Origin of the sequence: uncultured Gimesia sp. (assembly GCF_963976445.1) — a bacterium.
GTDB lineage: Bacteria > Planctomycetota > Planctomycetia > Planctomycetales > Planctomycetaceae > Gimesia.
This window is the reverse complement of sequence record NZ_CAXBKP010000003.1, coordinates 152,600-179,041: the sequence shown is the minus strand read 5'-3', so window position 1 is coordinate 179,041 and position 26,442 is coordinate 152,600. Positions and strand designations below refer to the sequence as shown.

Genomic DNA, 26,442 nt, shown 5'->3' with positions numbered 1-26,442 from the left:
CTGAGGTTATCCCCTTTACAGGCAGAAATTGATGGTTTCCTTCTTAAAAACGAAACTCACCCCCAAGAGTATCAAACTGTTTTTGGATTTCCCGACTTTGCAGTGCCGTTTGCCTTGGCGCGATTTTTCAGCGAACTATGCTAAGGGACGATACCTCTGTATCATTAGGAAGTCATTGTGATTTCCCTGACCCTATTCCCATTGTATTTATTAAGCGAGTGAGTTCCATGTACCGAGTCCTGATCACGGACAACCTTTCACCAGCCGGTCTTAAAGTTCTTGAAGACAACCCGGAAATTGAATTGGATATCCGCTCCGGTCTTTCGCCGGAAGAAGTACGGGAAGCACTCAAGTCGGCAGACGGAATCATCATTCGCAGCGCCACAAAACTGACTGAAGAAGTCCTGAAAGATCAGCCAAGATTGAAGGCGATCGTGCGAGCTGGTGTAGGCGTCGATAACATCGACCGTAATGCCGCCACTCGCGAAGGGATTGTTGTCATGAATACGCCTGCTGGAAACACCACCAGTACGGCAGAACAGACGATTGCCTTAATGATGGCGCTGGCCCGCAATATCGGCCCGGCTTACTCCACCATGAAAGAGGGAAAATGGGAGCGTAAAAAATTAACCGGAACCCAGGTGGCTGGCAAAACTCTGGCGATCGTCGGTTTAGGCCGCATCGGTCTTTCCGTTGCGCATCGGGCGCAGGGCTTGGAAATGAAAGTCATCGGTTATGACCCCTTTATGTCAGCAGAACGCGCAGCCGAATATGGTATTGAACTCTACAAAGAAGTCGATGAGCTGGTAAAGCATTGTGACTTCCTGACCGTGCATACTCCCCTGACAGACGAAACACGCGACCTGATCAACGCCAAACGGATCGCCACCATGCGTCCTGGCGCCAGAATCATCAACTGTGCCCGGGGCGGCATTGTTAACGAAGATGATTTGGCCGATGCACTGGAATCAGGTAAAATCGCGGGTGCAGCTTGTGACGTCTTCACACAGGAACCCCCGGAAAACCGACGCCTGATCAATGCTCCCAATATGTTGGCGACACCGCACCTGGGCGCTTCAACTGATGAAGCTCAGGAAATGGTAGCACTGGAAGCCGCCGAAATCATTTCTGACTTTCTGACGAAGAATGAAATTCGCCACGCCATCAACATGATTCCTGTTTCAGGAGCAGAGATGGCAGATCTCAAACCGCATATCGAACTGGGTCATCGACTGGGCCTGTTTTTGTCTCAACAGACAAAGGGCAGCCTCAAGAGTGTTCAACTTCAGTATCGCGGAGAAGTCGCAGAAAAACAGACAAAACTGATCACATCCAGCTTTGCCGCTGGTTTACTTTCAAATGCCTTTGAAGCCGACGTGAATATCGTGAACGCCACCGTTTTTGCAAAAGAGCGTGGCATCGAAATTTCGGAATCTCGCTCCACCGAAGCGGGAACGCTCTCCACACTGATCTCAGCAACGGTTGAAACAGAAGAAGGTAAGTATTCGGCTGCCGGCACCATCTTCGGCCAGGACTTCCTGCGTCTGACCCGACTGGATGAGTTCTATCTCGACGGTTACCTCGATGGCAACCTGTTGATTTACCGACACAATGATGTGCCTGGCCTGATCGGCTACATCGGTACGGTTCTGGGTAATCACAATGTCAATATCGCCCACATGGCTTTAGGCCGCCTGCAAAACCAACCCGGTGGTGAAGCCATCGCGGTTCTGAATGTGGATGGCGATGTTCCCGAAGCGGCGATCGCAGAAGTTTCCGGACACAAAGATGTTTCCTGTGTGAAACTCATTAAAATGCCGCCCGCTACGGCGCCACTGTCCTGGTTACAGTAATCTGATATTGGCTTAACAGTCGCTTCATCAAACCGAACTGATCTTGATGAAGCGACTGAGCCATTTCAGTATACATTTTGATCCTCACCCCCAGGAACAGTTGATCGAGAGGGCCCTGAAAGTATAAAATATCTGCGGTAAAGGTACGCGCCTGATTCGAGTAAGGAATTTCTAATTTTTAATTGACTGCGGCATTAGTTAAGTTATTATGCCCGTCAATTAAAATGTTTCTTTACTTATGAGTCGCTTCGATTTTTATCGTACCTTGAATATTGCCATAACCTTGCTAAGAGACTTGGAGGGTGGGCGGCATATGATATCTGCAACTACCAGTAAGGCACAGTCTAGCGGCATGCAGGCGAGCGTGTTGGCGCTGAACAAGACTTATTCGCCGGTTCACGTAATCTCCGCCAAGCGTGCCTTTTGTCTGCTCAGTAAAGACATTGCGGAAGTCATCAGCGTGGAAGATGGCACCTTCATGAATTACGACTTCAGCTCCTGGATTGAAATCAGTGGGCTCAGATCGGAATTCAATGAACGAACAGAACTCGAAGACTGGATTCTCACCGTCAATTTTGAAATCCAGGTGCCCCGCGTTGTTCGTCTGCTTCGCTATGACCGCATCCCCAACAATACGATCAAGTTCAATCGCCGTAACATCTTTATCAGAGACAGCTATCGCTGCCAGTACTGCCAAAAGAAATTCGGCGTGAAACAACTCAGCTTGGATCATGTGGTCCCCCGCTCTCACGGCGGGGGCATGAACTGGGAAAATATTGTCAGTGCCTGTCGCCGCTGTAATACCAAAAAAGGAGGCCGCACCCCCTCGCAGGCTGGCATGAAGCTGCTACAGAAACCCGCCAAACCCAGCCGCAATCCGGTTCTGCTCCAACAGGTGAAGCATGAAAAATATGCCTGCTGGAAAAACTTTGTCGGTAGCAAAGAATTACTCTCCTGCGACTGAAATCGCTTTGCCACAGCGATAGAATATTTGAACATTTCGACTGTACGGGAATGACGACACATTTGTCGTGAATCGCTCCGTTAAAATCGACAAATTCCACGCTATTGTAACCATGAAATCAACTGATTTCTCAAGCCATGGTTCCACTCACCTCGAGGACCGTCTATAGTACGGTGCTGATACAAAAGTCCCTCGCTACAATTCAACGTGTTAACAAATTCAGGAATCTGGAATGTCGTCTTCTCCCTTAAATGTGGCTATTATCGGTATGGGAACCGTAGGCACTGGTGTCGCAAAAATCCTGCTCAATCGCGCCGAACAAATGACCACGCGTGCAGGCCGCCCGATTGTCCTCAAACGGGCTGTCGTCAGAGACCTTACCAGACCACGCGAGATTGACCTGCCACCCGAAGTACTCACCAACGATATCGAAGCGGTTATCAATGATTCCTCAATTGACGTCGTGATTCAGCTGGTCGGGGGAATTGACCCGGCTTACGACATCATGCTGCGTGCCTTGGAAAGCGGTAAAGATATCGTCACCGCTAACAAAGCACTCCTTTGTGAAAAAGGAGAAAGTCTGTTTCAACGCGCCAAAGAACTGGGGCGCTGCATTAGCTTTGAAGCAGCGGTCGCGGGGGGAGTGCCGTTAATCGAAACCGTCACCCAGGCCATGTCAGCCAATCAAATCACATCGATTGAAGCCATCCTGAATGGAACCAGCAATTACATTCTGACGCAGATGTTTTCGCATAATACGAGCTATGAAGACGCTGTCCGCTGTGCTCAGGAAATCGGATACGCGGAAGCTGACCCCGCCATGGACGTGGATGGTACCGATGCTGCTCAGAAGCTGGGAATTCTAGTGCAACTGACGCTCGGCGTCAAAGTCGGCCTGGATCAGTTCCTCAGGCAGGGCATCGACTCGCTCTCTCTGGCCGATTTACAATACGCCCATGAACTGGGATATACTGTCAAATTACTGGCGGTCGCTAAACTGCTGGATGGCCAACTGGAAATGCATGCTCAGCCTACATTGATTCGCAATGATAATCCGCTGGCGCATGTGGAAGACGCCTACAATAAGATCGCCCTGCACGGAGACGCCGTGGGAAAAGTCTGGCTGTCAGGCATGGGAGCCGGTCAGATGGCAACCGCTTCTGCTGTGGTGGCAAACCTGATTGATGTCGCCGTCGGCCGCGCCGCGATCACCTTCCCTCGGCTGGATCTCTGGAATCCACGCCCGGATATTAACATCATGCCGCGAGAAGAAATCTCTCGGCGTTACTTCCTGCGGTTGAATGTGGAAGACCGTCCGCACGTTCTGGCTGATATCACGAACGTACTCGGAGACCACGAAATCAGTATCGCCAGCCTGGTCCAACACGAAGCGCCCGAAGCCGATCAGACCGAGGACTACTCGATTGTGCCGCTGGTAATTATGACGCATCGCACCACAGAAGGCCGCTTCCAGGCCGCCAGTAGGGAGCTGGACCAACTGACTTGTATCCGAGCTCCCTTTGTGCGTATGCCAGTTAACGACTAACCAGGGTTTATTATTCTTTCGTGGCTGCGGCTTTTTCAGGCTTGGCTGCCGCTTCCTCAGACTTTTCAGCCGCTGGTTCGGCAGGTTTCTTGTCATCTTTCGCTGCCGGCTCAGCAGTCTCAGACTTCGCGTCTGTCTTGGCAGATTTGTCCCCGACAATGGTTGCTTTGACGATGTAGTCCAGCATCGGAAACTCTTTTTTTAGAAAGGGGTTGCCTTCACCCACGACTCGCTGTTGATCAGGACCAGCTCCTCTTGGCGCCCCTTCTCCATACCCCTTGTAGAGAGAATCAACCACATCCATACCTGAGATAACCTGTGCAAACGGAGAGAAGCCCATTCCGTCCAGATTGGAATTGTCACCAAAGTTGATGAAGAATTGTGTGGAACGCGAATTCGGTGCTCCTGTTTTGGCGAACGAAACATAACCCCGTTTATTCGACTCGATAACAGGATCATCCATGATATTGTTGTCGCGCCATTTCGCATGCAATGCCGGGTCACCATTGATGCCCACCTGCGCCATGAACCCGTCAATCACGCGGAAGAAAGCGCAGTTATCATAAAAGCCGAGCTCGACCAGTTCTTTGAATCGTTCCGCTCCTTTAGGTGACCATTCTGGATGGACCTGTAGCATAATGTCGCCCTTGGTGGTCGCCAGTAGTACCTGATAACCTTCTGCATTGGTAGTCGTTTTTTTGTCTCCGGAAGCAGCTTCGGGAACTTCCGCATCGATGCCTTCTGGGGTTTCACTGGTACATCCCACAAAACAAACCGCGAGCAGACACAGCGCCAACAAAGTCAAACGTGACATTTAATTATTCCTTACACTAGCTGAAGTAATGAAATTGTATATAAACTCAAAGTCTTTTAAGTATTCTGAATTTCCTGACTGAGCCGTTCGAACTCAGTTCGCAGAACAGGCATCGCCCCCGCCTTACTGGCCACCAGACCTCCCACGCGATTGGCAAACAACGCCGCCTGTTCCCAAGGCCATCCCAACAGACGACGGGAAATCAGAGCCGCGGTAAATGCATCGCCGGCTCCGACCGCATCCGCGACCTCTACGGGAGACCCGGGAATTTCGTATTTCTGATCGTCCGTATAAATCACACATCCCTCAGCACCGCGCGTGATGCAGACAGCGGTCACACCATACTCCTGTTGCAGATGGTCCGCAAATGCCTGCAGATTTTCTGCTGAAATCGCTAACAGTTCCGATAAAACCTGCACTTCATCCTGATTCAATTTGACGATCTTCGCTGCTGTCAAAGACCGCTCAATCCAACTGCGATCATAGTACTTCTGACGGAGATTAATGTCATACACAATCAGGCAGTCTGAATTTGTCGCTGCCAGGCACTGGTGAATCGACTCGCGCGAATCTGCTTCACGCTGCGCCAGTGTGCCGAAGCAGACGGCCTGCGCCTGCTTCATCAACTCAGCTAACTCGTCGTTGAACTGCAGATGATCCCAGGCAACCTGCTCATGAATCGTATACTGTGGATCGTTGGCATCGCTAAATTCAACGGTCACCGTTCCCGTGGGATAGGCCTCATCAATTTGGACAAACTCTGTCGAAAGCTGCTGCTGCTTTAAAAAGCCGAGCAACTCCGTACCCAGTTCGTCTTGCCCGACGCGGGTCACAACGGCTCCCTGGCAGCCGAGCTGATTCGCCTGAAAGGCAACGTTCGCTGGCGCACCGCCGGGTCGCCTCTCATCACCAAAACAGTCCCACAGTAATTCACCTAAACCGATTACCAGTGGAAGCGATGTTAAATTATTCATGGAACTCTGATTCAATTCTCATTCAATTCAATTACACTATTTTTATGCCGATGATTCGACGAGTGTCGTGTCGTTCACTTAGCACAGCACACGTCCTGTCTGGTGATACCATACCATAACCCGGGATAGAAATTCCATGCATCGCATTTATGAATACCGTCATTTAGTCACGCCCGAAGAAATTGACGGATTGGGTCACGTCAATAATGTTGTCTATCTGAAATGGCTGCAGGATGCGGCGGTCGCCCATTCCACCGCCAATGGCTGGTCCGGTCGCCGCTATCGGGAAATGAAACTCGGCTGGGTAGCGCGGAGTCACTTTATTGAGTATTTGCAGCCAGCGTTTGTGGACCAGGAAATCATCGTGCAAACCTGGATTTCCACGCTGCAAAAAGTCAAATCCCTCCGAAAATATCGAATCATACGACTTGCGGATTCAGAATTGCTGGTTCGCGCGGAAACAAACTGGGCCTTTGTGAATTATGAGAACCTCACCCCACGACGCATTCCGGAAGAAGTCGCTTCCTGCTTCTCAATTGTACCCGAACAGGAAGAACCCGTTTCATGATCGGCAACTCTTGATTCGACGTTCAATAATTCCAGTGAAGTTTTCATCTCCCACGTGAAATCGTCGTTCCCACATGTTACCCTATCAACAATTCGATCATTGACAGATCTTAGCTTAAAACGAAATTCATGTTCCCTTCTTCTTCCCGTTCATGGTGAATAATGACTGATCAACCGTACGAAAAACTTGGCGCATTCTATCTGGGTCGAGAATATGACCTGCCAAACGGCGCGATCAAAGACGATCTGGTTCTATATGACAGCAAAGACCTGACAACACACGCCGTCTGCGTCGGAATGACCGGCAGTGGTAAAACCGGGCTCTGCCTGTCACTCCTCGAAGAGGCCGCCATCGACGATATTCCCATCATCGCCATCGATCCCAAAGGAGATTTGGGAAACCTGCTGCTCAACTTCCCGGAATTGAAGCCCGCTGACTTTCGTCCCTGGATCGAAGAAAGTGAAGCCGTCCGCAAAGGAAAAACGCCGGACGAGTATGCCCGCTGGACGGCCGACCTCTGGAAAAAAGGACTGGCCGACTGGCAACAGGACGGCGACCGTATTGAGCGACTTCGCTCTGCCGTTGATATGGCCATCTATACGCCGGGCAGCAACGCCGGTCTGCCCATCTCTGTTTTGAAATCGTTTGATGCGCCCAGTGACGCTGTCTTGAATGACAGCGACGCCTTCCGGGATCGGATCATGTCGACTGTCTCCGGCCTGTTAGCATTACTAAAAATCGATGCGGACCCGATCAACAGCCGCGAACACATTCTGCTCTCGAATATTCTCAGCAATGCCTGGAAAGAAAAACGCAATCTCTCCATTGCCAGTCTGATTCAGGAAATTCAGGTCCCTCCATTTGAAAAAGTTGGTTTCCTGGATCTGGAAACGTTCTATCCTTCCAAAGATCGTCTGCAACTTTCAATGCAACTAAACAACCTGTTGGCTTCACCTGGATTTGAAGCCTGGATGCAGGGAGAAGCTTTAAACATTGAAAATTTGTTAATGACGAAACAGGGTAAGCCACGTATTTCCATTCTTTCGATCTCTCACCTGTCCGACTCAGAACGCATGTTTTTCGTGACGGTGCTGCTGAATGAAATCCTGGCGTGGGTCCGCAGTCAGTCGGGGACATCCAGCTTGCGAGCTATTCTGTATATGGATGAAGTCTACGGCTACTTCCCCCCTACCGCCAATCCGCCTTCCAAAACACCGATGCTGACTCTGCTCAAGCAGGCCCGTGCCTTTGGACTAGGGGTCGTGCTCTCCACACAAAACCCGGTCGACCTCGACTACAAAGGACTCTCGAATACAGGCACCTGGTTCATAGGCCGCTTGCAAACCGAGCGAGATAAAGCGCGACTGCTGGATGGACTGGAAAGCGCGTCAGGTTCTGCCGGCAGCCAGTTTCATCGTCAGGAAATGGAGGCGATCTTGTCTGGCCTGGGAAGTCGGGTCTTTCTGTTACACAATGTGCATGAAGATGCGCCCGTTGTATTCCATACGCGATGGGCACTCTCTTACCTGCGCGGCCCGCTCACTCGCACACAGATTAAAACACTGATGGACCCGCGTAAGCACGCGCTGGCGGAAGCGACAGCAGACCAGACAACGACTGCGCCCAATATGGTTGCCTCTGCGGAACGTGACTCGACTCAACCACCATTGATTCCGTCTGAGATCAAACAACGCATATTCACTCCGTCTTCATTATTATCACAAGGCAGCCGCCTCGTTTATCGGCCCGGCATCATCGGCCTGGCAAAATTACGGTATGCCGACGCCAAGTCAAAAGTCGATCTCTGGCAGGATGTGGCGCTGCTGACAACCATCACGGGCGAACTTCCCGAGTCACTCTGGGACGAAGCGACTCAAATTCCTCCCGGCAATCTGGAATACGACAACGAACCCGCCACGCAGGCCCAGTTTGCCGAAGTCGAGTCTTCTCTGACACGACCATCCCAGTATCGTACCTGGGAAAAGGATCTGAAAACCTACCTCTATCAGGAACGTCCACTCAATCTCTGGTTTAGTGCCGACCCCAAATTGTATTCCGAGCCTGAAGAAAACGAAGCCGCTTTCCGCGCCCGCCTCAAGCAACTGATGCGTGAAGAACGCGATTTGCAACTGGAAAAAATACGCACCAAATATGCTTCCAAATTCGACACGATTAAAAACCGCATCCGTACCGCCGAAGAGCGTGTGGCCCGCGAAGAATCCCAGTACAGCGACAAAAAGCTGAGTACCTTTCTCTCGATTGGAACCACTATTTTCGGCGCCCTCATGGGTAGAAAAGTCGCCAGTGCCACGAATGTGCGGAAAGCTTCCACTGCGGCGCGCAATGTGGGACGTGCCGCCAAAGAGCATGGTGATATCGGACGCGCCAAAGAAGCACTGGAAATCCAACAGCAAAAATACGCAGAACTGGAAGACCAGTTCCAACAGGAATTAGACAAACTCGAAGAGCCCATTCATCCGGAAGATCTTGAAATCGAAGAATACCCGGTCCGGCCTCGCAAGTCAGACTTAATGGTGAATGAAGTGGCGTTCGCCTGGCTCCCCTGGTCCGTAGACACGACAGGAATCAGCCAACCCCTCTATCGTCTGGACGAAGAATAAATGCAATCCGTTTCGATGTTATAGATCAAAACAGGAGCGAATCTATGAATGGCCTCACCCCTGTTTTGATTTGAAACTTATTTCACAACGAAGTTAACCATGCGGCCGGGAATGACCACCGCTTTGACAATCGTTTTTCCTTCGAGATACTTGGCGACCGTTTCATCATCCTCAGCCGCCTGCTGCATTGTTGCCTGATCGGCGTCTGCCGCGATGGAGACTTTGGATCGCAGCTTCCCGTTAACCTGCACGGGAATTTCCACGACCGATTCCTGCAATAACGCCTCATCAAATTCAGGCCAGGGTTGATAGGCCAACGATTCGGAATGTCCTAAGACACTCCAGAGTTCTTCCGCGACATGCGGTGCAAACGGGGAAAGGAGTAACACAAAGTCAGACAAAACGGCCTTCGATCGAACTTTCTGCTGCCCCATCGCGTTCGAAAATTCCATCATACGACTGATGGCCGTATTGAAGGATAATTTCTGGATGTCTTCGGTGACAGCCTTGATGGTTTTATGCAAGATTCGTGACTGCTCTTCGGTCGGGTCTGCTTCCGAAATCGCTTCACTTAATATGACTTCTTCAGCACGTTCTTCAATCATCAACCGCCAGACACGCCCGAGAAATCGGCTGACGCCTTCCACGCCGCTCATGCTCCAGGGTTTGGTCGCTTCCAATGGCCCCATAAACATTTCATACATGCGTAAGGCATCCGCGCCATACTGTTCGACCACAACGTCTGGATTCACGACATTGCCCCGTGACTTCGACATCTTATAAGCACGACTGTTCACAAATATCGTTGGATCATCAACGAGCGTAAAGTCCTCGCCTTGCTTTTGCACCTGATCGGCATTCAAGCTGACGATACTTACAGGCTTGCCGGTTGATTTCTCAATCCATTTTGTTTCTGACTCATCCGACTCAGCGACCTCTTTGGAAGAGACCCAGGTACCATCGGCCGTCTGAAAGCCCGTCAATTCAACATCACCTAAAATCATTCCCTGATTAACTAACTTCTGGAATGGTTCGGGGCAGGCCACAAATCCAAGGTCAAACAAAACCTGATGCCAGAAACGGGCGTAAAGTAAATGCAACACAGCATGCTCGCCACCACCAATATAAAGGTCAACGGGCAACCAGTTTTTTTCGTTCTTTGGATCGACGAAGCGTTCATTGTTCTTCGGATCAGCGAACCGCAAATAGTACCAGCAGGACCCCGCCCATTGCGGCATGCTGTTGACTTCACGATATAAACGGGTTCCGTCGGTGTCGGTTTTATACAACCATTCTTCCGGGGCGACGGAAAGTGGTGGTTCGGGTGTGCCTGCCGGCTTGAATTCTTTCAAATCGGGAAGTTCCACAGGTAAACTCTCCTCGGGCACAGCACGCATCAAACCGGTGATCTTGCCGTCCGCATCCAATTCATGCCAGATCGGAAATGGCTCGCCCCAGAAGTGCTGACGGCTGAAGAGCCAATCCCGCAAACGATAGTTGACGGCCCCGTCCCCCACGCCCTGCTCTACCAAATTTGTGGTAATCTGTTTTTTGAACTCCGCGGTCGGCGTTCCGGTAAAATCACCTGAATTGATAGCGGTTCCCAAGCCGGAAAACGGCGTTCGTTTTTCTCCTTCAATTTCCGCTTCGAGTGCCAACTCGTCTTTGGAAGGCTCATAACCGGCTGGTGGCTCGACAACGGGAATGATGGGCAAATTGAATTCAACAGCGAATTCCCAGTCGCGCAAGTCGTGCGCAGGAACCGCCATGATCGCTCCGGTCCCGTAACTGATTAAAACATAGTCGGCAATCCACACCGGAACTTTCTCGCCATTCACCGGATTCACCGCATAGCTGCCAGTAAAAACGCCTGTTTTCTCTTTCGCCAAATCGGTTCGATCCAAGTCACTCTTGAGTGCGGCTTGCTTCCGGTACGCTTCGACGGCGGCTTTCTGTTCGGCAATCGTTAACCGATCTACAAACGGATGTTCCGGTGACAACACCATATAGGTGGCACCGTATAATGTGTCCGGACGGGTAGTATAAATCCGTAACACATCCGCTTCAGACTCTTCCGGGAAACCGGATTCCCCCCGCGCCGTTTGCCAGGCTGCGAACGCCTGATCTAAATCAGTACCAGACTCTTCAGAGCCGACAAAGAAATCGACTTCCGCCCCTTCACTGCGGCCGATCCAGTTTTTTTGCAACGACTTGATCGAATCAGACCAGTCGAGACCTTCTAAACCATCAATCAAACGGTCTCCATATTTAGTAATACGGAGCATCCATTGACGCAAAGGAATACGCTCAACCGGGTGGCCGCCCCGTTCACTCTTACCATCAATGATTTCTTCATTCGCCAACACAGTTCCCAAAGCCGGACACCAGTTGACCGGCGCTTCGTGCTGATACGCCAACCGCTGACGGTCCTGATAACGGCGGGTCGCTTCTTCTCCTTCCGCTTTCACTTTTTCGGGAATCGGCAACTCGCTGATGGGCCGGGCACGTCCCACGCGCTGTTTCCCATCGGGGCCCGTCCATTCGCATTCGCTGTCAAACCAGGAATGGAACAATTGGAGGAAAATCCATTGTGTCCAGCGAAAGTATTCCGGATCGGTGGTCGAAAACTCGCGGCTCCAGTCATAACTGAAACCCAACATCTTTAATTGACGACGAAACGTATCGATATTCTTCTGCGTGGTGATCCGCGGTGGTGTACCTGTCTTGATCGCATGTTGTTCGGCGGGCAAACCAAAAGCGTCCCAACCCATGGGATGCAACACCTGCTTGCCCTGCATACGGGCATGTCGGCAGACAATATCAGTCGCCGTATAGCCTTCCGGATGACCAACGTGTAAACCATCGCCCGACGGGTATGGGAACATATCCAGTACATAGAGTTTTTCTTTGCCCTCAACGAATTCACCTGTCTTGAATGTTTCGTGCTGGTCCCAATAGGTTTGCCATTTGGTTTCAATCCGCTTGGCGTCGTAACGAGGCATTGTGTCCGGTCTTCCTAAATAGGTCATGGGCACCAAGGCCCGGTCAAAAATTCAATTTACTGCCCGACAGGGTTAATTCCCCGGCCGCACATCGTAACAAACAAACAGGTAAACTGTCAGTGTTCTCTTTAGTTATAGAGTAAGTTTAGCCATCCTCAGAAACTTTGCAATTCTGCCTGTTTTTGATAGCGAGGGTTTCTTTACAGTCTGTGATTTGTCAAAATGGGGGCTCCTTAATTCTGAACTTACCCGTTACCCGTATCAGCTCAATCCTATGATTCGGCCCTATGATTCGGCTTAGCCCTGGAGTAAACATAATGGCAGTCAATTCACCCTCTCCATTCGAGCAGGAAACCAACCGACGTGACTTCCTGAAAACATCCTCTTTGTGGGGCGTAGGAGCACTGACTGCAGGCTCATTGATCTCAGACACAACAATGGCAGCAGGAGTTCAGGACAAAAAAACACCAGAGAAACTCAAACTAAGTCTGGCCGCCTATTCATTCCACCGCTATCTGCAACAGAACTGGCCGAAACCACGTCCGAAAAAAATTCCCGCGACGATGAATATTCAGGATTTCGTACGTTACTGTGGCGAGTTGAAACTCGATGGCTGCGAATTGACCAGCTACTATTTTCCAAACCCGGTCAGCGAAGACTATCTGAAACAGACCCGTGATCTCGCGGGTTCACTTGGTCTGGAAGTTTCCGGCACCGCTATCGGCAACGATTTCTGTCTGCCCAAAGGAACTGCCCGGGATGCACAACTGGAAATGACGCGGAACTGGATTGATTATTCAGCCATTATGGGTGCACCAGTCATTCGCATCTTCGCAGGCCGAGTGCCCAAAGGAGGCAATGAAGCCGAGGCGATCCGTATGTGCCAGAAAGGCATCAATGAATCGCTGAAATATGCCGAGAAAAAGGGAGTAAGCTTAGCCCTCGAAAATCATGGCGGCATCACTTCGACTCCGGAACAGATGATGCGAATCATTGATGGCATCAACAAGTCACCCAATTTTGGGATTAACTTCGACAGTGGAAATTTCCGCACAGAACACCCCTATGAAGATCTTGCCAAAATCGCGCCACTCGCGATTAATGCCCAAATCAAAGTCGAAATGGGAGCACGCGGAAAAGAAGTTCCCGCGGATATCCCACGGATCGTCAAAATTTTGAAAGACGCGCACTACAAAAACTTTATAGTGCTGGAGTATGAAGCAAAAGAAGAACCCAAAGAAGCTATTCCCGGCTACATTCAACAATTGCGGAAGCTTGTTTGAAGTAAGCTGCTTTCCACATCAGAATTAGGTTAAGTGAGATGCGATCATGGAAGAAACGGATCCCAAACCTCCTCAGCAAGAAAAAGGACGCTCGTTCTGGAGTCATCAATTGCCTCTGGAACGAGAGACCTGCGTCTTTATTCTAGTCAATGCGTTAGACGTCTTCATGACCTATCTGCTACTGGTGACAGGCAGCTTTAGAGAATCCAACCAGCTCGCGAATTATTTTATCGCGGGCTGGGGTATTAAAGGCATGGTGTACTTTAAGTTTGCTCTGGTCACTGTCGTGACGGTGATTGCACAAATTGTTGCCAGAAAAAAATTATCGACGGGCCGCAATTTGCTCAATTTTGGTTCGTTGATTGTTGCCGGTGTCGTGATTTACAGTTTTGTGCTGTTTCTCCGATCAGGGCATCTGTTTTAGTGATCTGATACAGCCTGCAAACAAAGATTACTCTGATTGCATAGTCGCGAGGCGCACCAACCCGGCAAATAAGATCGCCGCGGTTTCGATCCGCAAAATAGCTTCACTCAGTTTGACCGGTGTCGCTCCTTTTTCTAACGCGGTCTGAAGTTCCTCAGAAGAAAAACCTCCTTCAGGGCCAATCAGCAAAATCACGGGACTTGCGACAGCATCAGCCGAAGTGGAGTTCAGCAAATCCAACGGACTTCCGCCCGGGTCTGCAATCAACATACGATGATCTGCCTGACAGACTTCTTCCAGGAATTCCTCCCATTTCTGCAACGGCGCTAATTCCATCAGACGCATCTGGCCAGATTGCTTTGCGGCGGCGACAATCGTTTGTTGTAATTTTTTCAAACGATTCTCACCTGGATCGACGCTACTGCGTTCCGTGACCAATGGCACCAGTCTGGTCACGCCCAGTTCCGCAGCCTTCTCAACTAGCCAGCGAAAACGGTCTCCCTTGGGCACTGCTGTCGCTAATATCAGCGGAACCTGAGAACTCACCTGCGATTCCCGTCGCGCGATGACTTTGACTTCTACACTTTTTCGCGTCGTGTTCGTAATCACCGCATCTGCTACCGCACCGGTCCCATTAAAGACCTCCACAGTATCACCAACCCGCAGGCGTAAGACGTGCAGCAAATGATGGGCTTCACCACCTTCCAACAGGAGTTGGTCCGGGGCAAAAGAACCTTCAAAGTAAAATCGGTGTGGCATAAATAAACTTCAAGCTTTTCAAAATACGTAAGTTGAGGAAAAAAAGAACAGGCGGACGGGGTTCGGTCATGCCGATGGCACCGAAAGACCGATTTTAACAATAACGGAAGTTTCAAGCTCAGAAGATGACTGTCATCATTCTTGTGGCACGTTGCTCCCCATGGATGGTATCTCGTTCCGTGTGCGTTCTGCAAGGTGCAGAGAATCTGAACACATAGGTTCTAACTCAAAATACAACAGGTCAATAGTAAATCATGTATTGCGATTTCTGGAATTTGTCACACGCACCCTTCGACCAATTACTGGACCTGGAATACTTCTTTGAAAGTGAATTCCATGAGGAGGCTCTGGCACGCTTATTATTCGTGGCGGAAGAGCAAAAGAAATGCGCCGTGTTTACGGGGCCGGCTGGAACAGGTAAGTCCTTAACACTTAAAGTATTTCAGACGATCTTAAAAAGAAGCCCGTACCAGTGCGAATCGATTGATCTGCTCGGCCTGGGAGAAGAAGAATTCCTCTGGCAGCTCTGTGCGCAATTACGTCTGGGCCCATCCTATTCCACACAACTGCCTCAGCTCTGGCGGCAACTGACTGATTTCCTGATGGGACTGCAACTGACTCAGGGCCGCTTGATACTGCTTCTGGATCATGTAGATCAGAGCCGTTCCGAATGCCTGAAAACGATTGAACGCTTACTCCATACCGGAAATCAACGATTCCCTGCATTGACGATAGTAACGACTTCAGGCACGCTGAACCCTGGAGCAGCGACGACCGTTTCTCAATTATCAGACTTGGCGATTGAACTCGGATCGTTTGATCAGGAAACGACGGAAGCTTATATCAGGTACCGGCTGAATTGCTCAGGTTGTTCAAAACCTCTCTTTACAGCAGATGCAATGAGAGAAATTCAAAAAGCCACCGAAGGCACACCAGAGAAAATCAATCAGATCTGCGATCTGGCCCTATTGGCGGGATACGAACAAAATCTGCAGGAAATTGACTCTGACGTGATCACCAGAGCAGAACGTGAAATAAAAGGTGCTCCCCTCACAATAAACCGCATTTCCGAAGTCATGCATGGTGTATAGAATAGTGGTGTCAAAACCCACTTTCATCACTTTTGGATCACTGGCAGAAAATGCATATTTGTTTGTTTGATATTGATGGCACATTGATCGATACCGGTGGTGCCGGTCAACGGTCGATTCTACATATGCTGGAAGAAGAATTTCAGGTCTCTGCGCCTGTTGAAGGCATTCCGACAGCCGGACGGACCGACCATGCCATCATGGTAGACCTTTTCGAATACTTTGGCATTCCAAATACGAGTCAGAATCGGCACCGCTTTGAATCCGGCTATCTCAAACTGCTTGCCGAAAAACTGAAAGAGCGGAAAGGTCGCGTGTTACCGGGCATCAAATCGATTCTGGAAACAATGTCCCAACACGAGCATATCGACCTTGGTCTGCTGACCGGTAATTTTGAGCATGGCGCCCGGCAAAAACTGGAGCACTACGACCTGAATCACTTCTTTGAGTTTGGTGCATACGGAGATCATCACGCCGATCGAAACGATGTGGCTCACGAAGCAATCAAACAGATTCAACATCGTCATACTCCCGATTCACTAGCTGAGACTTCGGTCTGGGTGATTGGGGATACGCCCAGTGATATCCACTGTGCCCGGGCAATTGGCGCGAACGTGATTGCCGTCGCCACCGGCGTATATCCTCTGGAAGAACTCAGAAAATGTGAACCGGATTACCTGTTTGCTCACTTCGAAGAGATAGAGCTCTTCCTCACACTCTTCGCGGCACCGGAGGAGAGAACCGACTAAAACAGGGTTTTCTGTTCCTGAGTCGGCGCGATGCATTCTGATGAGTCATGAACGACTTTATTCACATACGAGCTGACAGGAAAAACCTGCATCTCCTCTGCGGGATAAGTCTGAAGTAACCGTTCCAGCTGCGGGACAGGAGTTGTATCGGCACTCAACCAGCGCTCATACTGTTCTGGGCGCAGAATCACGGGCATCCGGGGATGTATGGTCTCCAGCAGCGTATTTGCGGCAGTCGTCAATACCGAGCAGGTTTCCAGCTCTGCTCCATCGGGGCTCTGCCACTGCTCCCAGATCCCTGCCATCGCGAACAATGGTGCCTCATTTAACCGGACGCACATGGCTTGTTTCGATCGATTTCCGGCACTCTTCCATTCATAAAATCCGTTGGCGGGAATCAAACACCTGCGATAGCGAAATGAGTTTTTGAACGCCGGCTTAGTGGCAGCCGTTTCTGAGCGGGCGTTAATCATAGCCTGCCCAGGCACAGGATCTTTCATCCAGCCGGGAATCAGCCCCCACTGAAAATGGTTGACATGAAAACCGTGTTGACCTTTGGTCATCGCCAGCACAGGCTGTGAAGGTGCAATATTGTACCGGGGAGAGATGCGCGGAAAACTGACCATGTGAAATAATTTTATGATCTCTTCGCCAGGCGAAATTAAGAAAAACCGTGCACACATAATCTCGATTTGCCTTCACTTGTTTTGTGCAAACAATATGATGTCCCCTAAGTCAACTGTATGATATCGTATCTCATCCTGGACTGAATCACTATTCACCCGCTGCAAGACGTGACTCATATTTTTAGATCTCCAACAGGAATAGATGGAATGACTCCTTTGCGAAATATTGGAAACACAAATATCCAGGTGACCCCTATCGCGATGGGCTGCTGGCCGATTTCCGGAGTCACAAGCGTTGATGTCACCGAAGAGGCAAGTCTGGCGACTTTGAATGCAGCTTTTGAATCCGGCATCAACTTTTTTGATACTGCATACTGCTACGGCTATGAGGGAGAAAGTGAGCGCCTGATTGGAAAAGCACTGGGAGAAAAACGAGAGCAGATTGTGATTGCCACTAAGGGCGGCATTCACTGGTCCGGCAAGAAACAGATTCGGAATGCCTCACCTGCCAGAATCAAACAGGAATGCGATGAGAGCCTGTCGCGTTTGAATACAGACCGGGTCGAGCTTTATTATTTACACGGACCTGATCCGGAAATTTCAGTCAGTGAGTCGGCAGGTGCTTTTAAAGAACTGCTGGAAGCGGGAAAAATACTTTCTGTTGGCGTATCAAACTTCACACTGGAACAACTGCAGGAATTCGCCGCTGTCTGCCCGATCTCTGCCTATCAACCACGTTACAATATGCTACAGCGCGATATCGAAGCTGATCGTCTCCCCTGGTGTATTGAGAATCAGGTCTCGGTGATGGCCTACTGGCCGCTGATGAAAGGGTTACTGGCCGGCAAACTTCCTCGTGATCATCAATTTGCACTCCAAGACGGTCGTCAAAAATATCCCATGTTCCATGGCGAAGAATGGGAACAAAACCAGGACTTCCTGGATGATCTGCGCATTCTGTCAGAAGAAATGAATCACACCGTAGCCCAGATCGTCATCCGCTGGACGATTCAGCAGAAGGGAATTACATGTGCGTTATGCGGAGCGAAACGCCCTGAGCAGATCAAAGAAAATGCGGAGACCATGAACTTTGAACTATCGGACTCACAAATGGAATCGATTAATCAGCTGATTCAAAAGCGTGGTCCGATTTGTTCCTGATTACCAATAAAACGGTCTTCGCCTTATGGAAGAGTCAATCCTTCACGAATGGAATAGCGGGCCAATTCCACTCGGTCATGAATTCCCAGCTTGTGCATGATCCGATATTTGTGACTGTCAATCGATTTTTCAGAGAGATGCATTGAGCGAGCGACTTCCTTGACACTCTTCCCTCGTGCCAGATGCCGAAGCACTTCAATTTGCCGGGAGGTCAGTGACGCCAGCATGCTTTCTGACTGAATCAAATATCGATTCTTTTTATGATCGAAAATCAGTCGTTCCTGAACAGACTGCGAAAAACAATATTCACCCCGAGCGGCTTTTTTGATGGCGTGAATCAAAGATTCAATCGGCTCACCCTTCAAAAGATAACCAACAGCATTTACCCTGAGAGCCAACTCAATGAAAATGTCTGAGAGATAACCGGTGAGAAAAATCATTTTGGTATTTTTCAATCGGGACGATATTTCTTCGCCAATATCAAACGAACCGCGTCCTGGCAGCTCAACGTCCAGGATCACGACATCGGGTTCTGTTTCGAGAATCAAGGCTAGACCATCATCTGCATTGGTCGCTGTCCCAACGACCTCAATGCCTGAGTCTCGTTGAAACCGTGTCACCAGTGAATCAACAAGCATCATATGGTCATCTACCAAAACGACGCGAATTAGATCGGTTGAAGTAAGCATGTTGGCCCCCGGAAAAAATTAAGTGAAGAAATTATAGATATCAATTAACTCATGGTTCAATCTACTTTCCACCATCGTTTATTTATTATTGGCACCATCCAATATGTCTCTGCATTTTTTAGAGAGAACATGCACATCATTTGTCACATCTTCGACAAGTGGGTCTAACTCTTTTAAGATACTAGCTAGCTCCGTCTCAATATTTTCGGAGGGTAATCCCCCTAGGCAATCATGCTGACACTGCAAAATTGTCAAAAAATTATTTAAACGATGACATGTAGTTCGGACATCCTGAGCGAACTCAAAATGATCTTGGTGAAATGATTGTGCCATTGGGTGTTTGTGCTTTTACTAGATCACACAGCAATTATTTAATATATCAGCAACTAGTCATAAATAACTGAACGAGTTTCTCTACCAGACTTCTGAGAATTGATGAATAAAGTATTATTGAAATGATAATGCGATTTCTTGGTAGCAAAATACAGACTGGCCAACCATTAGTAAGAACCTCTAAGTGCCACTCTCATCACCTATCGTATACAACTTTCACTAAAAGACTCAACTGCAAACCGAAAGAATTTTGCAGTATAACCCCCTACACATCTATACTTCCATAAATCTCTTTCAAAGAGAGGTGGAGAGCACCTCACCAATTAAAAACAAGATCGTTTCGTCTTCTTTACACCCTGTTCACGTAACTCAAGTCAGACACAGCAAGTATCATCACAGAGACGTCGCTACAGACCAAACTCCCGTCTACTTCCCCCCCTCTCACTCGACGTCTGTTTTGAATTAGGAGGTCTTACACTGTATTCCTGCTGGATAAGCCTCCACTCAAATCCGGCACAGTCGGAATACCCAGAAACTGTCCTCGTACCGTGTAATAATAATTTCCAATATCCTGTTGATATTTTGGCACATGTAATTTTTCGTGATCTATGTTCTAAGTGCACAATTATTGAAAAACACCATATGTCATACAGACATCATAAGAGTTGAGCACCAGGTTCAACTTTGAATTTCAATAAGCCAGCAATACTAACTCGAAATACCTCCGAAGAATCGAATTATAGATTTTGTATTATTCTCAGGAAACAGGAACTTGATAATGACGTCAACCACCACAGGTAAATCGGAACTCACAGCAGAATTTGTGAATCCTATCATCAGCTCAACAATCTCTGTTTTTGAAATGATGCTGGGGTGCACACCAAAACGTACCGGATTGAGTTTAAAAGCAGACCACATTCCAGAGCACGAATTAAGTGCTGTGATTGGAATTTCTGGAAAAGCAGCCGGGACACTCGTTCTCAGTTTATCAAAAAGCGTAGGCATTGGAATTTTAGATCGCCTCGTTGGAATTTCATCCGACGAAATCAACGACGAAGTCTGCGATGCCGTTTGTGAATTGGCGAATATGATTGCTGGATCAGCAAAAGCTCAACTGGAGCATCTGGAAGCATCCATCAGTATTCCCAATATTATTACCGGAAAAGGACACACCGTTCATTATCCTTCGAATGTTGTGCCAATTTGTATCGCGTTCGATTCAGAAATCGGAACTTTCACAATTGAAGCAGGATTTTCTGATCGCTAAAACACCCGTTTGACTAAATACTTGTTTTTGAACGAATTACTGACTTAAAGATAAAGGCCATTCCAATGAAAGTATTACTTGTTGATGACTCAGGAACAATGAGAACAATCCAGAAGCGATGTTTGTCGAAACTGGGTATCGAAAATGTGACTGAAGCAGAAGATGGAGTCCAGGCATTAGAGATATTCCAGAATTCCACTTTTGATATTGTTCTGAGTGACTGGAACATGCCAAATATGGATGGGCTTGAACTCCTGAAAGAGATTCGTCAGCTGAACAAAGAAATTCCCGTGATTATGATTACAACCGAAGCTGAACGTGCTCGTGTGGTCACAGCAATTCAGGCCGGTGTATCTGATTATCTGGTCAAACCATTCACTCCAGATAGTTTAAAAAGCAAACTGGAACGATGGGTAACTTCAAACGCTTAACGTAAATCACACAAGCTCTGATTGATGCTACCCTGGTTAACTTTGTATGCGCTTTGAAAAACGTAGTGCCATCCAGAGAGATTCGCGTATTGAAAATGATTGTATTTTCATTGAATTGCATTACCGCAAAGGTCTTAGATAATGATTTCTCCTGAAAAAATTTGGTCTTCAGATCAATTACCAACCTTACCTGCAGTCGCTGTGAGGTTGTTGGATCTATCAAAAAATCCAGATACGGACATCAAGGAAGTAATTGAGACGATCAAATCTGATCCTGCGATTACAGCAAAAATATTGAAAGCCAGTAACTCTTCATTTTTTGCTCTACGATCTGAATGCAAAGGCATTGAGCGGGCAGTTCCCCTATTGGGGACGATGGTGGTCACCTCACTGGCTTTAAGTTTTTCACTTTCGGAAGCGGCAATCACAGAAGGCCCGCTGAAATCACGATTTGATTCTTACTGGAAACAATCGATCATTCAGTCTGCAGCGGCAGAGTTGTTGGCTTCAAAACTGGGTAATGAATTAAAATACGATAGTTTTTTGATCGGCCTGCTTCAGGATATTGGCCATCTGGCAATGCTTCGATCCATTCCCAACGACCTGTTACCAGCCCTTGAGCAAGCAGAATCGCAACAACGAAACAGTTCTGAAGTGGAAACTGAGATTCTGGGAGTCAACCATGCCGAGGTCGGTGTTAAAATGATGGAACGCTGGCAGATGTCTGAGCAATTCAAATCTGCAATTGAGCATCATCATGACACATTTGAGCAATTGAAAGCACTCGAAGCAGATCCAAACTTCAAACTAATCATCATCATTGCGACTTCCGCATCCATTGGTGACTACTTCTGCTCTCCCAACAGCGGACTGGCCTTGCATCGACTGCAGGAACTGACCGCGGAATTCTACCAGATGCCACACGATGACCTGCATGGCTTCCTTGAAAGTGTTCAATCGAGGTTTGAAGAAGCAGCCCAAGTGTTCCAGGTCAATATGGATGATATCGGATCACCTTACGAAATCATGGCGACGGCTAATGAGCAGTTAGTTCAATTGACGATGAAAGCCCAGGTCGATTCAACTCAAGCCAGTGCGCGTCAAGCAGTCATCGAAGAACAAAAAGTTAAACTGGAATCCGAAAATAAGCAGCTGCAAAGCAAAGCGATTCACGATCCTCTGACAAAAGCATATAATCGAAGTTATTTCAATGAAGCCTTTGAAAAAGAGATTCATCGTTGTGCCCGTTGTGCGCAACCGATTGGAATTATCTTTTCGGATATTGATCGCTTCAAACAACTCAATGACACATACGGACATCAATTCGGAGATTTGGTTTTACAGCGAGTTGCCCACGTAGCCAATGAATCCACTCGCCGTTCCGACGTCTTCTGTCGTTTTGGTGGTGAAGAATTTGTAATCATGGTCAACAACCCATCCGAAAATGGAATCAAGGAATTGGCAGAACGACTGCGGGCTTTGATCGAAAACGAAGTCATTGAGTTCCAAGGAAAACGTGTGCCGGTAACAGCCAGTCTGGGTGCGGTCGTCGGCATTCCACCTCGAAACATCGCGGGCTTCGCTGAGCGTTTGGTTGCTGAAGCAGACGAAGCGATGTACGTATCAAAAGAAAAAGGACGGAATCAGGTCCATGTTCGTTCCATTATTACTCAGGAAGACCAGGAACTGCATCGAATCATCAAACGCAGCAGGTTCAGTCGCTGGTTGGTAACCAAGAAAATTTTTGATATCCCGACCATTTCCAAAGCACTCTTAAAATGCCCCAAACAAGGCGAACAGGTCAAAATAGGTGAGCTTGCCATCGCTGAAAATTTATTAACAGCGGAACAAGTCGTCAAAATCCTGGATCTTCAGAAAGAAACGGAAAGCCGGTTCGGTGAAGTTGCCGTCCGCCAAGGCCTCCTGACTTATGAGCAAATTGCCTATCTCCTGGCGTTGCAGATTGAACCTCCGATCGCCTTGGGGAAAACGTTAATCACCCTGGAGCTGCTGGATAGTACGCATACCGCAGAACTGGTGAAACAGTACCTGTTAGAAATTAAAGACAGTGCTGCTCCAAAAGCAGAACGACGAACCGAGTTTGCAAATTCATGATACACAATCTGAAATCATCCAGATCTGGATGTTGTACGTGATCGTGTATCATGACATAATCCACGACTTTATAACATCATTGAAGACAAGCGGCTCGTCTTGTTTTCACAGCACAAACCGAAAACGGATTTTCGCATATTACCCAATCCACAATAATCCCCCTAATTATGGAGGGCGATTGAGATGAACTTAATCGCTGATGCACATACGCAACTGGAAGCAACATCTCTGGTATCGACAGCGGAAGTTCCACACGACGAACACCACGCTCATGTAGAACCACCCGCTTTTTATAGCGTAATTCCTTTCGCCGCACTTTTGTTGTGCATTGCTTTTCTCCCCTTGATTCATAAAACCGAAGAGTGGTGGGAACACAATAAAAACCGCTTGCTCGTTGCCGTCAGTCTGGGGCTGGTCACCTTACTTTACTACACCTTTCTGTATGGACATGGTGTGGTAGACCACGTAACCCATGAAATTTCGGCCCCTGGATTCCCGGCGGCGATTGTCGTCCTCAAGAATGCCTTACTGGTCGAATACATTCCGTTTATCGCACTATTATTTAGTTTATATGTCATCAGTGGAGGGATTGCCTTTAACGGCCATCTGGTCGGCCGCCCGGGATTGAACACAGGCATCATTGCCATCGGAGCGGCGATCGCCAGTTTCATCGGAACCACTGGCGCAGCCATGTTATTGATTCGCCCACTCTTGAAAGCGAACGAAAAACGTGACTACGTTGCCCACACCGTCATATTCTTTATTTTTGTCGTTTGTAATACTGGGGGCTGCCTGCTTCCCATCGGTGATCCGCCCTTATTCCTGGGATTCCTCCGAGGTGTTCCCTTTACCTGGACGCTTTCACTCTGGCCGATGTGGTTGGCGATGAACCTCTCGTTACTGGCTGTTTATTTCGTGTTCGATACGATCCGTTATAAAAAAGAGAATAAAGAAAAAGTCGAAGCGCCGCCGGAAGTGATCGAACCATTCTCGCTCAAAGGTAGTATTAACTTCTTCTGGTTACTGTTAGTCATCTTCTGTGTCGCAGTCTTTGACCCTTCTAAACCGGTTCCGGGTACTGACTGGCATGCTCCGTCCTTCTTTCGCGAAGCCTGCATGTTCGCTCTCGCAGGGATCTCTCTGTTAACCACGTCCAAAATGATTCGTAAACAGAACTCTTTCAACTATGAGGCGATTCTGGAAGTAGCGGCTTTATTTGTCGGAATCTTCATCTGCATGCAGGCACCCGTTCAAATCTTGAATGTCAATGGGGCCGCACTGGGAATTGATTCTCCCTGGAAATTCTACTGGGCAACGGGCGTGCTCTCCAGTTTCCTGGATAACGCCCCCACCTATGTTGTCTTTTTCGAAACAGCGAAAGCCGCCGGTACCAATGGACCTGCCGTCGCGGGCGTCAATGAAGTTTCGCTGGTGGCAATCAGTCTGGGTGCCGTCTTCATGGGAGCGATGACTTACATCGGAAATGGCCCCAACTTCATGGTCAAAGCGATTGCTGAAAAGAATAACATTCGCATGCCCAGCTTTTTTGGATTCATGGCCTATAGCTGTGTGGTCCTGCTCCCACTTTCGGTTATTTTGACCTTTGTCTTCCTGGTCTGATCTTTTCCGAGAGACTCATATAACAAAAAACAGGCAGCCCGGGTGACATTCACCTCGGGCTGCCTGTTTTGTTAATGGGGCGTGTTGATCCCCGGATATTATTTTTTCTTCTTCGGAGCAACCACTTTCTTCAAGACATACTTGCGGGCGACCGGCTGATTGACCTTGTAGATTTTATCTTCCAATGCCATAGCAGCTGCTTCGCTCTCTTGAATCGTCTTCTCTTGATTTTCCAGTTGTTTTTCCAGTGGTTTAATTTTCGCCACCAGTGCTTCATCCTTCTGTCCAGTCTGGGCATCTAATTCTCGTTTGTACCGTGCAAATCGCTGGTATGGGCCCCAGCTGTTCCGTTTTTGTCTTACCGGGCCGTCGTTGCGTTCTTTATTCAGCAATGCGACTTCCATGGCCTGCTGGTACTGAGGCGTTTTGGCATTACTCTGCAACTCAATGTGCCGGGCCAATGCGGTATTGGAATACTGTCCCACCACGCTACCATCAATCGACAGTTCGTAGCGACCCGCTGGTAACCCATGAATCGAAAGCGACTCTTGACTCATCCGATGCCCCAGTTTGGTTAACTCTGCTCCCAGTTGAGCTTCTCCGGGTACGACCCAGGGTAGACTGTCTGCCAACCACGTGAAGGTAACGCCCTCATCGGCATATTGTAAATCTGAGAGCGTGCCCCCTTTCGCAGTTGCTGCTGGCTTTCCTTTGACATTCTGGCTGATGTTAATTCGTGAAACCTGCCTCTGAACATTCATATCATACAGCAATGCATAAGCCATGACGACCTGCCCTGCTGCACCTGGATGGATGGCATCTTTAATGATCGTGAACGAGGGATCTTTCTGACGGGCTATGAGGGTGATATTATTCAACGGACCATACATGTCAACAAAGCCAAAACCCGACTCTGCAGCCACTTCGCGCAGCCATGTTCCATAGTAGGCAAGAACCGAGTTATACAATTCCGTTGCCGCCGGATCCCGTTTACGTTTTCCCATTCGATCGGCGCGGGCATCAAACATTGTCGGCGTCATCAGAATGGGCTGTGCGCCAATCCCTTTGATTTTTGCGATCAATTCCTGCATATCTTTGTAATACGTCTGGAAAATAGCTTCATTAAACGGTTGATACTGCCCGTCGTTCATTCCCAGTAAAACGGTTACATACTTGGGCTTATAAGCGGCAACGTCACGATCAAAGCGGGCCAGAGCATCCCAGGCTTTCGCACCACCCACTCCAGAGTTATGAAACTTCAATCGCATCTTGGGATAACGGGTATAGAAAAAGTCTTCCACATACTGCGTGTAAAGACATTGGTGTGTGATACTATCCCCCAGAAAAACAATCGAATCTCCTGACTGCAGTTCGAGTTTTGCCAGTGGTGCTTTATGAGTCTGTTGTTGTGCTTCCTGAGCCTGTAGGCCATGAGCCGTCTGTAACAACAAAAACAGCGCGAACACATAGATCAGTGGTTTCCTGATCAAAGAATGATGCATGATGTCTCCCCTAATGCAAATAGAAAATAGAATGCCCCGGTTCCCGCAGG

The 26,442-nt window shown here is 48.6% G+C and carries 21 protein-coding genes; 14 read left to right on the top strand and 7 right to left on the bottom strand.

Features of this window, described 5'->3' with window-relative positions; translation table 11 throughout:
- Positions 1–227 precede the first annotated feature (227 nt).
- The 3 genes from serA (at position 228) to AAC022_RS05235 (ending at position 4,363) form a co-directional block, all read left to right on the top strand.
- A complete protein-coding gene (gene serA / locus AAC022_RS05245) occupies positions 228–1,853 on the top strand; it encodes a phosphoglycerate dehydrogenase (protein ID WP_339728664.1) in 1,626 nt (541 codons plus the stop codon).
- Between the two features lie 313 nt (positions 1,854–2,166).
- On the top strand, positions 2,167–2,817 hold the full coding sequence (locus tag AAC022_RS05240; protein ID WP_339728662.1) for an HNH endonuclease: 651 nt from the start codon (positions 2,167–2,169) through the stop codon (positions 2,815–2,817).
- Positions 2,818–3,049: 232 nt separating this feature from the next.
- Complete coding sequence (locus AAC022_RS05235) at positions 3,050–4,363, top strand: homoserine dehydrogenase (protein WP_339728660.1); 1,314 nt, start codon at positions 3,050–3,052, stop codon at positions 4,361–4,363.
- Between the two features lie 10 nt (positions 4,364–4,373).
- Here AAC022_RS05235 and AAC022_RS05230 read toward each other — a convergent pair whose 3' ends face one another.
- Both AAC022_RS05230 and AAC022_RS05225 read right to left on the bottom strand, forming a co-directional pair.
- Positions 4,374–5,177: a peptidylprolyl isomerase gene (locus AAC022_RS05230; protein WP_339728658.1), complete on the bottom strand. Its 804-nt coding sequence runs from the start codon at positions 5,175–5,177 to the stop codon at positions 4,374–4,376.
- Between the two features lie 56 nt (positions 5,178–5,233).
- Positions 5,234–6,151: a carbohydrate kinase gene (locus AAC022_RS05225; protein ID WP_339728656.1), complete on the bottom strand. Its 918-nt coding sequence runs from the start codon at positions 6,149–6,151 to the stop codon at positions 5,234–5,236.
- 136 nt (positions 6,152–6,287) lie between these two features.
- Between AAC022_RS05225 and AAC022_RS05220 the strand changes: the two genes are divergently transcribed.
- Both AAC022_RS05220 and AAC022_RS05215 read left to right on the top strand, forming a co-directional pair.
- Entirely contained in the window at positions 6,288–6,719 is a 432-nt protein-coding gene (locus AAC022_RS05220) for an acyl-CoA thioesterase (protein WP_339728654.1), read from the top strand.
- Between the two features lie 161 nt (positions 6,720–6,880).
- A complete protein-coding gene (locus tag AAC022_RS05215; protein WP_339728652.1) occupies positions 6,881–9,340 on the top strand; it encodes a DUF87 domain-containing protein in 2,460 nt (819 codons plus the stop codon).
- Positions 9,341–9,417: 77 nt separating this feature from the next.
- Here the strand turns inward: AAC022_RS05215 and leuS are convergent, their stop codons facing one another.
- Positions 9,418–12,342 carry a leucine--tRNA ligase gene (gene leuS, locus AAC022_RS05210; protein ID WP_339728650.1) on the bottom strand — a complete coding sequence of 975 codons (2,925 nt, stop codon included), beginning with the start codon at positions 12,340–12,342 and terminating at the stop codon, positions 9,418–9,420.
- A gap of 317 nt (positions 12,343–12,659) precedes the next feature.
- Between leuS and AAC022_RS05205 the strand changes: the two genes are divergently transcribed.
- Together AAC022_RS05205 and AAC022_RS05200 are read left to right on the top strand one after the other, a co-directional pair.
- Positions 12,660–13,625 carry a sugar phosphate isomerase/epimerase family protein gene (locus AAC022_RS05205; RefSeq protein ID WP_339728648.1) on the top strand — a complete coding sequence of 322 codons (966 nt, stop codon included), beginning with the start codon at positions 12,660–12,662 and terminating at the stop codon, positions 13,623–13,625.
- 46 nt (positions 13,626–13,671) lie between these two features.
- A complete protein-coding gene (locus AAC022_RS05200; protein ID WP_339728646.1) occupies positions 13,672–14,049 on the top strand; it encodes a DUF5658 family protein in 378 nt (125 codons plus the stop codon).
- A gap of 27 nt (positions 14,050–14,076) precedes the next feature.
- On the opposite strand, the gene AAC022_RS05195 is transcribed toward AAC022_RS05200, so the two are convergent.
- Positions 14,077–14,808, bottom strand: a complete 732-nt coding sequence (locus AAC022_RS05195; protein ID WP_339728644.1) for an RsmE family RNA methyltransferase — start codon at positions 14,806–14,808, stop codon at positions 14,077–14,079.
- A 254-nt stretch (positions 14,809–15,062) separates the two neighbouring features.
- Here AAC022_RS05195 and AAC022_RS05190 point away from each other — a divergent pair, with 254 nt between their 5' ends.
- Positions 15,063–15,899, top strand: a complete 837-nt coding sequence (locus AAC022_RS05190; protein ID WP_339728642.1) for an AAA family ATPase — start codon at positions 15,063–15,065, stop codon at positions 15,897–15,899.
- 50 nt (positions 15,900–15,949) lie between these two features.
- On the top strand, positions 15,950–16,648 hold the full coding sequence (locus AAC022_RS05185) for an HAD family hydrolase (RefSeq protein WP_339728640.1): 699 nt from the start codon (positions 15,950–15,952) through the stop codon (positions 16,646–16,648).
- Here the strand turns inward: AAC022_RS05185 and AAC022_RS05180 are convergent.
- Positions 16,645–17,331: an SOS response-associated peptidase gene (locus AAC022_RS05180; protein ID WP_339728638.1), complete on the bottom strand. Its 687-nt coding sequence runs from the start codon at positions 17,329–17,331 to the stop codon at positions 16,645–16,647. The genes AAC022_RS05185 and AAC022_RS05180 overlap by 4 nt on opposite strands.
- Positions 17,332–17,481: 150 nt before the next feature.
- Between AAC022_RS05180 and AAC022_RS05175 the strand changes: the two genes are divergently transcribed.
- Positions 17,482–18,435 carry an aldo/keto reductase gene (locus AAC022_RS05175; RefSeq protein ID WP_339728636.1) on the top strand — a complete coding sequence of 318 codons (954 nt, stop codon included), beginning with the start codon at positions 17,482–17,484 and terminating at the stop codon, positions 18,433–18,435.
- Positions 18,436–18,458: 23 nt separating this feature from the next.
- Here AAC022_RS05175 and AAC022_RS05170 read toward each other — a convergent pair whose 3' ends face one another.
- A complete protein-coding gene (locus AAC022_RS05170; RefSeq protein WP_339728634.1) occupies positions 18,459–19,124 on the bottom strand; it encodes a response regulator transcription factor in 666 nt (221 codons plus the stop codon).
- 1,111 nt (positions 19,125–20,235) lie between these two features.
- Here AAC022_RS05170 and AAC022_RS05165 point away from each other — a divergent pair.
- From AAC022_RS05165 to AAC022_RS05150, 4 genes are all read left to right on the top strand, one after another.
- Positions 20,236–20,724 carry a chemotaxis protein CheX gene (locus AAC022_RS05165; RefSeq protein ID WP_145313887.1) on the top strand — a complete coding sequence of 163 codons (489 nt, stop codon included), beginning with the start codon at positions 20,236–20,238 and terminating at the stop codon, positions 20,722–20,724.
- Between the two features lie 65 nt (positions 20,725–20,789).
- A complete protein-coding gene (locus tag AAC022_RS05160; protein ID WP_339728633.1) occupies positions 20,790–21,155 on the top strand; it encodes a response regulator in 366 nt (121 codons plus the stop codon).
- 141 nt (positions 21,156–21,296) lie between these two features.
- The gene (locus tag AAC022_RS05155; RefSeq protein ID WP_339728631.1) at positions 21,297–23,270 is read left to right on the top strand and encodes an HDOD domain-containing protein; all 1,974 of its coding nucleotides are present in this window, start codon (positions 21,297–21,299) and stop codon (positions 23,268–23,270) included.
- A gap of 183 nt (positions 23,271–23,453) precedes the next feature.
- Positions 23,454–24,890, top strand: coding sequence for a sodium:proton antiporter (locus AAC022_RS05150; RefSeq protein WP_339728629.1), 1,437 nt, complete (start codon positions 23,454–23,456; stop codon positions 24,888–24,890).
- 98 nt (positions 24,891–24,988) lie between these two features.
- Here AAC022_RS05150 and AAC022_RS05145 read toward each other — a convergent pair whose 3' ends face one another.
- Positions 24,989–26,392: an SGNH/GDSL hydrolase family protein gene (locus tag AAC022_RS05145; RefSeq protein ID WP_339728628.1), complete on the bottom strand. Its 1,404-nt coding sequence runs from the start codon at positions 26,390–26,392 to the stop codon at positions 24,989–24,991.
- Positions 26,393–26,442: the final 50 nt, after the last annotated feature.